This window comes from Novosphingobium beihaiense, assembly GCF_022832375.1.
GTDB classification, from domain to species: Bacteria; Pseudomonadota; Alphaproteobacteria; order Sphingomonadales; family Sphingomonadaceae; genus Novosphingobium; species Novosphingobium beihaiensis.
Map to the genome: position 1 here is coordinate 1 of NZ_JALHLG010000029.1, position 16,790 is coordinate 16,790.

A 16,790-nucleotide genomic window follows, 5' to 3' on the forward strand; every position below is an offset into this window, starting at 1 on the left:
CAACGGCAATACCACTGGCGATGTTCTGGCCTTCGGTGACGGAATCGCACCGGAAGATATCGTGCTTATAGCCTCCGGGGATGACTTGATCGTTCGCCTCAAGGGCGGCCCAGACCAGATCACGATCCGCAACCACATCAATTATTCGAACTGGCGGATTGAGCAGTTCTCTTTCCTGGACGGCACCGTATGGTCCTTGCCCGAGATCACTGCGAGGACACTTACCCTTCAATACGGCCCAGTGCTGGTCGGCACGCAACTCGATGACACGCTGGCGGGAGGTGCGCTTGCCGAAACGATCAGTGGGGGCATCGGTAACGATACGCTGTCCGGAAACGGGAACGATGACCGTCTCGCTGGAGAAGAGGGCGATGACAGCCTCGATGGCGGAGCAGGCAACGACTACCTGACTGGCGCGACCGGTGACGATATCCTTCGGGGAGGCACCGGCGATGACAGCCTTGTGGGAGGCCTTGGCAGTGACACCTATGTCTTCGCCGCAGGAGATGGCAGGGACACCGTCGCCGATCAGGGCTCTTCATCTGCCGATATCCTGCGCATCGAAGGTTACGCCCTCTCACGTATGCGCTTCTCAGCGCGCGGCGATGATCTGGTCATACGTTTCTCCGAGAGCGAAGATAAAGTCGTCGTGACAGGAGGGCTCGGCGCGGGAGCGTACAATCAGATCGAGTCCTTTGTGATAATGGAAAGCGGCGTAACGCTGGGCCTCGAAGATGTACGCCAAATGCTCGTCGAGGACATCGCGACGACTGGGGCATGGCTACCCGGTACGCCCGGCGACGATGTTCTGGCGGGAACCGGCAGTGACGATTACCTCGCTGGCGGCGATGGTGCCGACAGTCTCGCGGGCGGTGATGGCGACGATCAGTTCGCCGGGGTGTCCGGAGACGGTTATGTCGATACGCTGACGGGCGGTGCAGGGCGGGACAGCTATTACTTCATTCCGGTTTCGCTCGGATCTGAAGTAATTGTTGCTGATGTCGTCACCGATTTCACCCCTGGCGACGACGGCGACATCGTCCGGCTTGCGACCGGCAGCCCGAATCCCTTCGAGGGTGGCGGGCTGCGGCTCGTGCAGTCTGGTCCCGACACAGTGCTCATTGCGCGCGCGGCAAACGGCGCGGAGCAGATCGTGCTGCGCCTTGCCGGTGTCACCTCCACGGACTTGACCGCCGCTAACTTCAGTGGCCTTCCCATTGAGGCGGACAATTCGCTCAGCATCAGCGATGACGATGCCGGGCACCTGCTCGAGGCGGGGCCGCTCAACGACCGCGTCTACGGCAACGGCGGCGACGACACGATCTTCGGCTATGCCGGTAACGACATGCTTGCGGGCGGTGCAGGCGAGGACGTGATCGACGGCGGCTTCGGCGACGATCTCCTCTCCGGACAAGACGGCAACGACACGCTGATCGGCGGCGAAGGTAGTGACGTCCTTTCCGGCGGTACTGGCGACGATACGCTCACCGGCTATGGCGACGGCAGCAGCGCGCTCGACAGTGACGTATTTGAGGGCGGTGAGGGCGATGACAGCCTGCAGGGTGGAACTGGTGACGATGTCTATCGTTTTTCGCGGGGTGACGGACGTGACGCTGTTACCGATCTCGCCGGCGCGGACAGTCTCATCTTCACCGCTGACGTTACCCCGGAAAATATCGTCGTGGTCCAGGTCGGCAATGACATCGAACTTCGGATCGACGACGATGGTGGCCGTATTCGGCTGACGGGAGCTGCGAACGGCGGAACCACGACGATCGAGGCCATCACGTTCTCCGATGGAAGCGCATGGTCGTGGCAGGATGTACTCGACCGCTCGATGATTGCTGGCGCGGGAGATGACGTGCTGCGCCTTGCCGCGGGCGCCGGAACGCTGTCCGGGCTCGGCGGGAATGACAGCCTGACCGGCTCGGATAGTAATGACACGCTTGTCGGCGGAACCGGTAACGACAGCCTGATGGGCGGCCTGGGAGACGACACGTATCTGTTTGCACTGGGCGACGGGCAGGACCTGATCGATGACGCGGATGGGGTCAACACCCTGCGCTTTTCTGCCGACGTTGCGCCATCGCAGGTGCGGCTCGCCCGCAGCTCGGCGAATTTCGTCCTCGAAATCATCGGCACATCAGACCGCATCGATCTCGGATCGCCTGCCGCACCCGGCATGGGCGTGTCGCAGGTCGTGTTCGACGCTGACGGCTCGGTGTGGAGTGAGGCAACGCTGATCGCGATGGCACGCGCGGCGTCCGATGGGGGTGATGTCATTCGCGGTGACGCGCTTGACAATGTGCTCGCTGGCGGGGCCGGCGACGACCTCATTCAGGGCGGCGACGGGGCGGACAGCCTCGACGGCGGGCTAGGCAGCGACCGGCTCGAAGGAGGGAAGGGTAACGATACCTACGCGTTCCAGCGCGACGGTGGACACGACCGCATCGCCGACAGCGCGGGCAGCGATACGCTGCAACTGGCGGATGGCATTACGCCGGACGGCGTAACGGTTCTTCAAAGCCGCAACGGGGCCGATTTCACACTGGTCGTCGATGCGACCGGCGCGCGCGTGACTATCGAGGATGCGCTGGGCACCGGCCGGATCGAGACCATCGCGTTCGCTGACGGTACGGTCTGGACCACGGATGACCTGATCGCCCGTGCGCCCACCATCGGTGACGATGTCCTTACCGGCGATGCCGGTGACAACCTCCTGATCGGGGGGCTCGGCAACGATACGCTTTCGGGCGGGGGCGGGAACGATACCTACCGTTTCGCGCGCGGTGACGGCAGTGATGTCATCCGCGACGGTGCCTCTTCCACCGCGGATGTCCTGGAAATCACCGGGTATGCGGTGGGCGAGATCAGCTTCCATCGACTTGGTAGCGACAGCAACGATGTGGCGATCCGCTTCGCCGGAACCGATGACCGTATCGTCATTGCCAATGCGCTGGCGGGTGGTTCCGCCGGTATCGAGACAATCGTGCTCGATGACGGCACGACTTATGCCATCGCCGATGTGCGGCTGGCTGTGCTGGCCGACCTTGCTACCAGCGGCAATGACACCGTGATCGGGACTTCGGGCGACGACACTTTGTCTGGCGGACCGGGTAACGATCTCATCGCGGGCGGCGCGGGTAATGACACATACCTCTATGCGCGCGGGGACGGGGATGACCGGATCGACGCCTTCGGTTCGGGGGCCAATGTCCTGAGCCTGAGCGGTTACGTCCAGGCCGACATCCTCTCCGCCGTGCGCGGCGGGCCGGACAGCAACGATCTGATCGTCACTTTCGCCGATTATGGCGACCGGCTGGTGCTGGTCGATGCCCTGGCGAACGGAAACGGATCGGGCGGCAACAGTCTGACCGTGCAGTTCGCCGACGGCAGCACCTGGAACAGGGATGCCATGCGCGCCCGGGCCTTGTCGGACATCGACGGCGGCGGCAATGACAACGCTTACGGCTTTGACGGTGACGATAGCTTCGCGGCACGGGCAGGGAACGATCTGCTGGCCGGGGCTGGCGGCTCGGATGTCTATGCTTTTGGCCTCGGCTCGGGCCATGACACCGTGTCGGATGCAGGCACGTCAGGCACTGACACTATCCGGATTGCCGATTTCGCCTCTACTGATGCCAGCGTGGAGCGGCTCTATCGTGGCAGCGATGCGGTTGTAATCCGCTTCACCGGCAACGATGCCGACAGCCTGACGGTCATCGACGCGGTGGCGGCCGATGCCAAGGGGATCGAGAGCATCGAGTTCGCCGATGGTGTGACCTGGACCAAGGATATACTGCGCAACCTGCTCGACAACCGTGCGCCGGTCGCTGCGGACGATGGCTTCTTCAGCGTGACCACGGGCGAGGAACTGGTCATCGCCGCCGCCGACATTCTGAACAACGATTTCGATGCGGACGGCGATAGTTTGCGCATCGTTGCGGTGGACGGCGGTGCAAACGGCGTCGCAACGATCGATGCGGATGGCAACGTTCATTACACGGCGATCGGCGGGTACTACGGCCCGGCCAGCATTTCCTATACGCTTGCCGATGGCCGCAATGGCTTTGACAGCGGCAATATCGATCTGCGTGTCCGGCCGGTGGCCACGGCGCTGCCTGACGACGACTTTAGCGTCGCGGAAGACGAGTCGCTGGTCATTCGGGTCGAGCGTCTGCTGTCGAACGATCTGGATGGCGACCGGATGGTGGTCGGGCAGGTCTATGGCGCCACCCACGGTTCGGTGTCGCTGTCGAGCGACGGCAATATCTCGTTCACGCCCGATGCGAATTACAACGGCACCGCCGAGTTCACTTATGTCGCCAATACGCCTGAGGGTGGCCGGGCCGAAGCGAAAGTGACGATCGCGGTTACGGCTGTGAACGATGCGCCGGTTGCGCACAATGACAGCGCGCCAGCCATAGCCGAAGGCAGTGCGTTCACGCTCGATCCGCGCGTGCTCACGGCCAACGACAGCGATATCGACGGCGATGTCCTCACCGTTACTTCCGTGCAGTCGAATGCCAACGTTACCGCAACGATCGGCGAGGACGGTCTGATCCATGTGGCGCCGGCTGACTATTACTGGGGCAGCGCCTACTTCGACTACGTGGTTTCCGATCCCTCGGGCACGACATCGACGGGTCGCGTGACCTTCGACGTGACGCCGGTGAACGACCCGCCCGAGCTGCACGACGACCGCTTCGACACGACCGAGGCAGGGGATCCGATTCTTGAGGACAACCCGATTGTCATCGGCGCGGACCGGCTCCTGGCGAACGATATCGAGCATGACGGCGACGTCATGACGGTGGTCGCCGTCGCCAATGCGCATGGTGGTTCGGCGAAACTGCTCGACAACGACACCGTGCTGTTTACGCCCAACGCCGATTTCAACGGCGATGCCTGGTTCGACTATCAGGTTGGCGACGGGCATGGAGGCCTTGCGTGGGCCCGCGCGACGATTGCCTATCAGGCCGTCAATGACCGCCCGGTCGCGCGTGACGACAGCTACGCGCGGCCAGGGCTGGAGTTCCTGCACGGTCTGGAAGACACGCCGATCGAGATTCCGATCATCGAGCTGACCAAGAACGACTACGATCCGGAAGGCTATGCGGTAGCCTTTGAGAGCGCGGGCAGTGCGGTTCACGGCTCGATCGAGATCACCGACCACGGAACGATTATCTTCACGCCCGATGCAAACTATTGGGGCGAGGCGACGTTCAGCTATCTGGTCTCCGACAACGAGGGGCTGGTCGATGCGGCAACGGTGACGCTGGCGTTCGACAACGTGGGCGACGGGCCGCCGGTCGCCAATGCGGACGTGATTTACGTCAACGAGGACATCCCGACGGTCATTCCGATTTCGGCATTGCTGGCGAACGATACCGATATCGATCTCGATACGATCGAGTTCGTCGGTTACCGGATACCCAACAACCTCGATGCGCTGACGTACGGTGCCGATGCGGCCAAGGCGCTTAACGGCACACTCGAATACGATGCCGACGGCAATATCCTGTTTACGCCGAACCGTGATGCCACTGTCAGTTCAGGCCTTGTCTATCGTGTCACCGACAATGCGGACGGAACGGCCGACGGCTATCTCGACATTGTGATCCTGCCATCGAACGACGACCCGACCGTCAACGATGACTTCGGTTTCGTGACGCCGCTTGATGCGCCGCTGGTCCTGCGGGTCAGTGATCTGCTGGAAAACGATTACGATATCGAGCAGGCCGATGGAAACGGGGATGGCATCGTTGACGGGCCGCTCGACGATCCGAACCGTCCGCGCCCGACATTCGTCGGCATCGAAGGGGTCTACCTTGCCGACCAGCTTGAGCTCGGTCAGCGTGTGCCTGTGGGCGATGTGGAAGTTGCCACCTGGAACGGCGAGCAGTTCGTCGTGGTGCGGTTCCCGGAAGGCTTTACGGGGCAGGTTGCTGTTGAATACCGTATCGCCGACGCGGAGGGCGCAACCGATACCGGTTTCGCCATGGCGACCGTGTCCGATTTCTACGACGGCGTGCTGCAGGGCACCCAGGCCACGGACTACCTTGCCGGTACGCCCGGCGCGGACCTGATCCGGGGCCTTGCCTCCGCCGACTTCATTCTGGGCGGTGCAGGCAACGATACGATCGAAGCCGGTGACGGGGACGATCGGATCGATGCCGGTGCCGGCGATGACCTTATCGATGGCGGCGATGGTGCCGATGGCATTACCGGCGGCGCGGGCTATGATACTGTTACCTATGCCAATTCCGATGTGGGCGTGCGCGCCGATCTGGAATCGCGGGTTGGTCAGGGCGGATGGGCGCAGGGGGACGTGTTCCTCGGCGTCGAGGCGCTGATCGGTACGCAGTTCGCCGATCAGCTCTACGGCGATGCAGCGGATAACCGGCTTGAAGGACTGGGCGGCAACGACATTCTGGATGGCCGCGACGGGAACGACACTCTGATCGGTGGCGATGGCGACGATACGCTGACAGGCGGCGCTGGGGCCGACGTGATCGACGGCGGTGAGGGCATCGATACGGCGGACTACAGCTTCGGTTCCACCGGTGTATCGATCTCGCTTGCAGGCGGCACGGCTTCGGGCGGCGACGCCGAAGGCGACGTGCTGACCGGTATCGAGAACCTAACCGGCACAGACGTTGCGGATATGCTGGAAGGCGATGACGGTGCCAACGTCCTGTCGGGCGGGCGGGGTGATGACCTGCTTGTCGGCGGCGGCGGAAACGATACGCTGATCGGCGGTCGCGGCGCGGATCAGATGGTGGGCGGCGAAGGCGAGGACATCGCCGATTACACTCTTTCCGCCGAGGGCGTGACCATCGATATGGCGAACGGTGCCGCCGGTTCCGGCGATGCCGAGGGCGATACCTTCTCGTCGATCGAGATTGTCCAGGGATCGTACCACGACGATGCGATCTACGGCACCGACGGCGAGAACCGCATTCGCGGGGGCCGCGGCGCGGATGTGATCGACGGGCGCGGTGGTTTCGATACGGCTGACTACTCGAAGGCCGACGAAGGCGTGAGCGTCGATCTTTCGACGGGGATGGGGACCGCCGGCGAGGCAGCCGGGGATACGCTCATCTCGATCGAAAAGCTGGTCGGCTCGCTCTGGGATGATACCTTCTCCGGCGGTTCCGGGAACGACACGTTCGAAGGCTTGCGCGGTGACGACACACTGGCAGGCGGTTTCGGATCGGACACTTACCTGTTCGGCTTCGACGGAGGCAACGATACGATTGCAGAGCAGGGCGATGCCACGGATATCGACCGTCTCGTGCTCGATGCGGCGGTGGCGCCCAAGGATGTTTCGATCCTGCGAGAGGGCGGCGATCTCCTCATCGAGTTCGAACGTCAGGACGGCTTCCTGATTGATACCGTGCGGGTCACCGACCACTTCCTGGGCGTGGAAACCGGCATCGAGGAAATCGCCTTTGCCGACGGCACCGTCTGGGATCGTGACCGGATCGATCAGCTCCAGCGGCTGGGCCGTTTCAATGCCGCCGACGATATCGTTCGCTTTGCGGTAGAGGATGAGCCGGTCGTCATCGATCCGGCCGATCTTATCGTCAACGACGCGGAAGCCGGCACGCTCGACTTGCAGTTCGTGGGCGCGGATCGTCCGACCCATGGCACGGTTCAGGTGCGCGATGACGGCATGATCGAATTCCTGGGTGATCAGGATTTCAACGGCGACGGCTATTTCTACTACACCGTGCGCGACGAGTTCGGCCGCGAGTCTTCCGCGCGCGTCGAAGTGAACATTTCCCCGGTCAACGATGCGCCGACCGCGGTGGACGATCCGCTGGTTTACGGTGTCGAGGACGAGATCCTTCACATCCGCATCGAAAATCTGCTGGCGAACGATTTCGACGTCGACGGGCTCGACGAAGGCCTGCACATTGTCTCGTTCGCGCCGCTGCTCAACGATGCCGGGCAGGAGATCGATCGCTACAAAAACAGTGATCACGCCTTTGCCGGCACCAATGTCACCGGTAGCATCGGAGGGTCCTATATCGACCTGATGTTCCGCCCCGATTATTTCGGTGCGGCCGGGTTCCTCTATACGCTGGCGGATGCAAGCGGGGCGACTTCGACTGCCAAGGTGGAAATTTACGTCACGCCGGTGAACGATGCGCCGCGCGCGCACGATACCCGGCATTCGGTGCGTCTGGAAACGACCGCCACGCTCACGGTCGCCGATCTGCTTGCCAACAGCTACGATATCGAAGGCGATGCGATCACCTTCGTCGGGCTGCACCCGGGCGCTGACGAAAACGCCGCGATCAACGGTGCGGTCACGTTCGATCCCGACACCGGCGAGATCGTGTTCACGCCCGCGTCGCTGGGCGAGGCCGGTATCGAGTACGATGTGATCGACGAGCGGGGGGCGGCCGCGACACTGACCTACAGGTTCAAGGTTCGCCCGCTCAATGATCCGCCCAAGGCGAATAACGACTACGGTCTGCGTACGCTGGAAGACCAGCTTCTGGTCATCGATCCGGCCAGCCTGCTGGCCAACGATACCGATCCCAACGGCGATGTGCTGACGCTCGAGAGCATTTCGCGCTTTGCCGACAACGGCAAGGTTCTGCTGCGCGACGATGGCATGATCGAATTCCGGCCCCGCTCCGACTTCAACGGCTCTGCAGGGTTCGACTATACGATCACCGACGGGCGTGGCGGAACGTCGAGTGCGCACGTTTCGATCACGATCCTGCCGCGCAATGACAGCCCGATCCTGCGTAACGATCTCGTTGCCGGGTTCGAAGACGGCCCGCTCTTCGTCATTCCGGCCGAAGCTTTCGGAAACGATATCGAGCCCGATGGAGACGTTATTTTCTTCAAGCGGGCCTCGGTGCTTGGTGTTGTCGATCACCGTTATCTGTCCGCGGACTTCACGGCTGAAGCGCGTCTGGCAGACGGTTCCGCACTGCCCGGTTCTATCTCGTTCGATCCGGACACGATGACCTTCTCGGGCAGTTTGCCGGGCGGCGTCGAAAGCGTGAATGCGGATATCTGGATTACCGATCCCGCCAATGGCCGCGTCTTCAACAGCCGGCAGGAACTGTCCGCCGGTACGCTCGGCGTTTCGCTGCGCGGGGACGTGCTGGAGGGGTATCAGATCCGCAGCGGCTTCGCGGTCGATTTCGAGTTCGGTGCGAACGATCTGGATGCTTCGACAACCATCACGGCGACGCTTGAAGACGGGTCTGAGCTGCCTTCCTGGCTGGTATTTGACATCCAAACGCTGAGCTTCACGGGCACACCGCCCGAGGGCACGACCGATCCGGTTGCTGCTACGCTCACCTTCTCGCGTGTTTCGCAAATTACCGGCGAAACGCTGACCTGGGCTGACGCTATCAGCCTCGATCCGGCGGCACTTACCGACGGTATCGTTTATGATAGCAACCTCGCCCTGTTTGATCTGAAGAACGGCACGGTTTCAGCCTCCTTGATCGGCGGGCGGCCGCTGCCGGACTGGTTCGATTTCGATGGAGCGAGCCGGACGATTTCGCTCTCGGGCTTCGAGCCCGACGCGGATGCGCAGCTTGCCCGCCTGCAAGTGGTCTTCACGCCCGCCGCCCGCGATCTGGCCAACGGGGTCTATGCTTCCAGCGACAAGGGTTTCACGCTCGAATTCCTCCTCGATCCGCAAGGCGATCTTGCCGCGCAAGTCGATGCCGTGAACCGTGCGCTTGCGGGCGATCCGTACTTCGCCGATCAGGGGCTCTTCGCGCTTGATCTCGGTGAGGCCGGAGCGATCACCGCCACGCGGGAAAGCGGCGCCCCGCTTGACAGCTGGCTAACGTTCGATGCGGCCACGCTGTCCTTCGAAGGGACGCCGCCGCCCTCATGGATCGGCGCGGTTCCGGTGCGGATGGACATCGCGGCGGGCGGAAGCCTTCCCGCCATGTCGGTGATCACAGAAGCAGTGGTCGATGATACATTCAGCCTCTCGTCCACCGGCCTCGGCGTTGCGACCGGTGACGAGCGGATCGATCTTACCGGTACGCGGGATTTCAACGGGACTCTCGTGATTTCCTATGATGCGACTGACGAGAAGGGTGGCGTCTCGGACAAGCCCGCGCTGATCTTCTACGATATCAAGCCGCAGCGGGAGCGGCCGGATACCGGTGCCGACCTGCTGGCCACGCACGAGAACGAGAGCTTGCGCTTCGCCGTTACCGACCTGCTCGGGAACGATTTCGACCGCGACGGCGATCCGCTGCGTATCACTGCGCTGGGGGCGCCTGCCAACGGCACGCTTGCGCTGGAACTGGGGCAACTCGCCATCGATCCGCCTGCCGAACTGGCGGCGGTTGAGGGCGCGGTCTGGACGGCGACACTCGCCGATGGTTCCGATCTGCCTTCCTGGCTGGTCATTGATGCGGATACCGGCGCGATCAGCGGTGAAATTCCGCTGGATTTCACCGGGGCGCTAGACATCACCGTCACGCGCACCGCGAACGGCGAAGCTGCGAGCGCTTCGGTGCGCCGCGAGCTCGACGGGAATGCCGGAGCATTCGTACTCTATACGCCGGACGATGCCTTTGCCGGGGATGACGGGTTTACTTACACGGTCACCGATGATCGGGAGGGTAGCTCTGCCGGTGTAGTGACGGTGCGCGTGGCATCGCTGTTTGATCCGCCGGTCGCGGTCGAGGATCACCTTTCCGCGACGGAAGATACGCCGCTAGCCATCGATCCGCAGGTCTTGCTTGCCAATGACTACGACGTCGATGGCGATCCGATCCGCTTCCTCGATGTCGCCAATCCGCAGCACGGCACGTTGAGCTTCGACGGGACGCAGATCGTTTTCACGCCCGATCACAATTTCAGCGGCGAAGCCTCGTTCGAATATGTCGTGACCGATGACAACCAGGGGCCGAGCACGGGGCTGGTGAAGATCAACGTGGTCTCGACCAATCGTGGACCGGTGGCCGGGGCTGATACGTTCGCGGCGGTGGAGGATACGCCGTTCGAATTCACCACTGCCGATCTGCTCGCCAACGACAGCGATCCCGATGGCGATGCGATCTCTTTCCAGTCGCTCTCGCGCAGCGCCGAAGGGGGACGCATTGTCGAACTGCCGGGCGGGCGCTGGCAATTCGTGCCTGATGAGAACGTCAATGGCCCGGTGAGCTTCCGCTATACCATCGGCGATGGGCGCAAGTCGGCGACAGGCACGGTCACGTTCGACATTGCCGCCGTAAACGATGCGCCCGTTGCCAATCCTGATGGGGCGGGCACGGCCAATGATCCGGAGGGCGTGTTCCGCACGCTGCATGATACGCCGTTGACGGTAGATTTCTCGGCCCTTCTCGCCAATGACCGCGATGTCGAGGGTGACGATTTCTCGATCGTCGAGATTTTCGACGGTGATCAGGGCACGGTCGAGATGGTGGGCTCCACCGCCGTCTTCACGCCGGATGCGGACTATGTCGGCGATGCCGGTTTCCACTACCGCGTAACCGACAGCCATGGCGATAGCAGCGTGGGCTATGCGACCTTGCTGGTCCTGCCTGACGAACCGCTGCCGATCCCGGTATCGGACCTCGGCCTGGAAATGCTCGAGGATACCTGGCTCGATATCGATCCGGCGCTATTGCTTGCCAACGATGTGGTTCCCGAGGGATCGACAGTGACATTCCTGGGCCTCGAAGGCGCGGTGCTGCAGGAAGACGGCACTTATCGTGTCACGCCCGCGCCGGATTTCTATGGTCAGCTTGAACTGCGCTATTCGATCCAGGACGAGCAGGGCATTCCGCTTTCGGCGCTGGTTACGGTCAATGTGCTGCCGGTGGCGGACGCGCCCATCGCCGGGGATGATGCTCTGGCAACGGCGGAGGATACGCCGTTGACGATCTTTGCGAGCCAGTTGCTCGACAATGACAGCGATGCGGACCATCAGGCCTTCTTCATCAGCCGGATCCTCGATACGGCCGGTGTGACGGTAACCGATCTGGGTTTCGGTCAGTTGCAGATCACTCCTGATGCAGACTTCGCCGGGGAAGCCTCGTTCGTTTACGAGATCGAGGATTCGACCGGCCTCACGGGAACGGCGCGGGTCACTGTCGATGTCGCGGCTGTGAACGATGCGCCGGTGATCGCCGCGATTCCCGTGCTGCAGGGCACCGAGGACCAGCCGTTCAGCGCAACCTTGCCTGCGGGTTTCGCAAGCGATGTCGACGGGGATGCGCTGGTTGTCGAAGTGCGCGCGCCGGGCGGTGGCGCACTGCTGGAATGGCTGACTTTCGATCGCGAAACGCGCACGCTGTTCGGCACTCCGCCGCAGGACTTCAACGGCACTGTCACGCTTGAGGTCGCTGCTTTCGATGGGCAGGCCGAGACTGTGCGCGATCTGCTCGTTTCGATTGCGCCGGTCAACGATGCACCCGCGCTCGGCGTGCCGCTTGCCGATCTGGATGCGAGCGAAGATACACCCTTCGCATTTGCTCTGGCGGCCGGGGCCTTCGGCGATGTGGATGGCGATGCGCTCAGCTTCGCAGTGACGCTGGAAGACGGCTCGCCGCTGCCCGGCTGGCTGAGCTTCGGGAACGGCACACTGTCCGGTACGCCGCCGCAGGACTTCAATGGCGCGCTGGCGCTGACGATGACGGCCAGCGATGGCGAATATACGGTCTCGGACAGCTTCGTTCTGACCGTATCCGCCGTGAACGATGCGCCGGTTCTTACCGGTGGACTGGCGGATGTTTCGGTCGCCGAAGATACGGCCATCGATTTCACATTGCCGGCGGGCAGTTTCAGCGATGTTGATGGCGATGCTCTGGCGCTCTCGGCGCGCCTTGCCAATGGGGATCCCTTGCCCGGGTGGCTCACGTTCGCCGAGGGGCGTTTCACAGGCACGCCGCCGCAAGACTATAACGGCGTCATCGGGATTACTGTTTCGGCTTCCGACGGTGTTCAGTCAGCCAGCGACAGCTTCATTTTGACAGTGACGCCAGTCAATGATGCTCCGGCCTTGACCGGCTCACTGGCGAATATCCACGTCGCCGAGGATGGCACGGTCGATTTCGCCCTGCCGGACGGTACGTTCACGGATGTCGACGGTGATCCGCTGGCGCTTTCAGCCGCACAGTCGGACGGTTCGGCACTTCCCGGCTGGCTTTCGTTTGATGGCACCCGCTTCACGGGCACGCCGCCGGCGAATTTCAACGGTTCGCTGGGTATCACGGTTACGGCCGGAGACGGCGAACTTGCAACGCAGGGCAGCTTCACGCTCACTATCGATCCGGTGAACGATGCGCCGGTGCTCGTGACGCCTCTGGCCGATCTCGATAGCGCCGAAGATACCGCGATGGCCTTCTCGCTAGCGCTCGAGAGCTTCGCCGATGTCGATGGCGATCCGCTGGCCTTCTCGGCGCGGCTAGCCGACGGTAGTGCCTTGCCCGATTGGCTGACGCTGTCCGACGGCATCCTGTCCGGCACCCCGCCTCAGGATTTCAACGGGGCTCTCGACATCGAGATACTCGCCAGCGACGGCTTGCTGGCAGCCGGTGACGTATTCCGTCTGACGATCGATCCGGTGAACGATGCCCCGGTCCTGACGAAGGTGATCGGAGACATGCTCGTTGCCGAGGATCACGCGTTCGCGCTTCCCCTGCCGCTCGATGCCTTTGCCGATGTCGATGGTGATCTGCTCGCGTTCAGTGTGACGCAAAGCGACGGAACGCCGTTGCCTGGCTGGATGCACTATGCAGATGGGCAGTTGACAGGCACGCCGCCGCAGGATTTCAACGGAGCACTCGGGCTGGCGATTACGGCCAGTGACGGGGCTCTGTCGGTCACGGCGAACTTCGTGTTCACCGTGCTGGCCGTGAACGATGCTCCGGTTATAGCTCATCTCCTGCCCGACATTTCGAGCGCGGAAGATGCAGCCATCGATCTGGTGCTCGATGCGGGTGCTTTCAGCGACGTCGACGGTGATACCCTGACGCTGACGGCCCGCCGTGCCGACGGGTCCGCGCTGCCGGCCTGGCTTGCCTTTGACGGGAACCGGTTTACCGGCACGCCGCCACAGAACTTCAACGGCTATGTCGATATCACGGTCTACGCCAGCGACGGTCTGCTGTCCGTGAACGATACGTTCCGCCTTACCGTCTCATCGGTGAACGATGCTCCGGTCTTGACTCTGGCCTTGGCCGATCAGGATGTGCTGGGCGGTTACCCGATCGATATCGCGGTTCCAGCCGGGACATTCACGGACGTTGATGGCGATGCGCTGACGCTCTCGGCCACTCTGGCCGACGGTTCGGCATTGCCGGGCTGGCTGAGCTTCGATGGCACCCGGTTCACCGGAACGACAGCTAATACGTTTGGCGGCGAGTTCGATATTACGGTCACTGCCAGCGATGGCGAATTTGCGGCGGCGGACGATTTCCATCTCACGATAACGCCCAGTAATGTGGCGCCCGTGGCACAAGACGATGGACTGTTCGTAACCACCAGCAACCGGGCGATCACGATCGATCCGCAGGCCTTGCTGGACAACGATACGGATGTGAACGGCGATGTCCTTTCGGTGGTCTCGTTCGATTCGCCGGTCGGCGGCGAAGTGGCGTTCGACGAGTCCGGCTATCTGGTCTTCACGCCCGACGCCGCGTTCACCGGAACCGCCAGCTTCCGCTACACGATCACCGACGGGGAACTGACTTCGAGCGCCACGGTCTTGATCAGGGTTGATCCGTCCGATCAGTTCGATGCCTACCGTCAAGGTGGTTCGGGAACCGATGTGCTGATCGGCAATCTGCTTGGAACCAACAAAATCTTCGGCGGTGCGGGCAATGATATCCTGACCGGCGGCCTGCGTGCGGACGAACTGGCGGGCGGTGACGGCAACGATTTCCTGCTTGGCCTCAGTGGCGATGACCAGTTCTGGGGCGGGCAGGGCGATGATATCCTGATGGGCGGCGGCGGCACCGACACCGCGCACTTCTTCGGTTATCGATCGACCTACAGCGTCGTAAGCCAGTCGGGCCTTCTGCGTATTAAGGTCGGTGACAATGCGGCCGATGCGGACGGAAACGACGGGTCTGACCGTCTGTCTTCCATCGAACGGCTCGCCTTCAAGGGCGGGGAGACCGTCAACATCGCATCGCCCATCGTGCTCGATTTTGACGGGCAGGGTGTCACCACGGTCTCGGCGGCAGACAGCAAGGCTCGCTACGATCTTGATGGAGATGGTCTGGCCGACGACACGAGCTGGATCGGCAATACCGAGGGCTTCCTGTTCCTGGACCGGGACGGGAACGGCACGGTCAGCAATGCCGGTGAATTCAGCTTCGTCGACGATGTCGAAGGCGCGGCGTCCGACCTCGCCGGTCTTGCCGCCTACGACAGCAACGGCGACGGGGTCTTGTCTTCGGCGGACGCACGTTTCAGCGATTTCCGGGTCTGGCTCGATGCCGATGGCGACGGTGCCGCAGATGAAGGTGAGGTCTACACGCTGGATGAGGCCTATGTCTCCTCGATCAATCTCACCGGCACGGCCTATGACGGGACCACCCAGTTCGGTGACGTGGCGATCCTCAATACCGGCAGCTACACCCGTACTGACGGCAGTACGCTGGGCTTTATCGATGCTGCGCTTACCTATTTTGCAGCAGATACCAATCTGCCGGACTTCGCACCGTCATCGTTCGAGGTTGCGGGACAGAAGAGCAAGCATTATTACCTGAACGTATCAGGCGGCACGGTTTCGCTAATGCGCAAGGGCCATCGGACCTGGGTGACTACGCTCGAAACCAACACCGTTGTCAATTTCAGGAACGAGAGTTGGGGGATGCTTTCTCCCATCGTGCTCGATCTGGACGGGGATGGTGTCGAACTCAAGAACCGCAGGAAAGCAAGCGCCTACTACGACATGAATGGCGATGGTGTGCGGGATGACACCGGATGGATCGCACGCGAGGATGGCTTCCTGGTCATCGATCGTAATAATGATGGGATGATTACCGAAACATCCGAACTCAGCCTTGCTGCTGAAGAAGGAGCGACAAGCGACCTTGCGGGACTTGCCCACCTAGACAGCAATGCTGACGGGATCGTTGATGCAACCGATGCGCGCTTTGGCGAACTTAAGGTTTGGATCGATGCCAATGGCAACGGTATGAGCGAGGTGGGAGAACTTCACATGCTGACGGAGCTTGGCATTGCTGCCTTCAACATCAAGGATGCCACGGCTACGCCGGATGCGGCGTTGAAAGTGGGGAGTAATGCGCTTCTTGCTACATCCAGCTTTACGCGCACCGATGACACCACCGGTGTTTTCGGCGAGTCCTTACTGGCCTACAAGCCGGGGCGGGCTTCGTCTGCTCCGGCAGTGGTAGGCTCTGGTTTTAGATATCCTGGAGCTTTGTTCGCTGGGGTGCTCAATAATGACATCATAAATGCAATTGATGTGCTGCGCAGCAATGGGAGGCCAGAAGTAGTATCCATTTCGGAGTGGCTGTCGGACAGTATGCCGTTTGACACTGTTGCTGATCAGCTATCGGCTCAGTCCCAAGAAGAAGCAGCTTCTCTTACAGCAGCGTCGTCAGCGGGTGGCGATGAAACCGTCGTGCGTATGCCCAGCTATAATGTGGCGCCATTGATAGATGTTGTCGAGAGCGGTGTTGATAGCGCCAGCCGTCTTGCACTTTTGAGGCAGGATATGGCCGCTTTCAGCGCTGATGCCGGTTTTGATGCCATGGAATGGAAGGGGGCGTTTCCTGAGCGTGGCTTCGTATTTATGTGATGTTGTCGAT

At 62.0% G+C, this 16,790-nt stretch carries 1 protein-coding gene; it reads left to right on the forward strand.

The features are described 5' to 3' along the window. Positions 1-61 precede the first annotated feature (61 nt). On the forward strand, positions 62-16,780 hold the full coding sequence (locus tag MTR66_RS15800) for a tandem-95 repeat protein (RefSeq protein WP_327194515.1): 16,719 nt from the start codon (positions 62-64) through the stop codon (positions 16,778-16,780). Positions 16,781-16,790 lie beyond the last annotated feature (10 nt).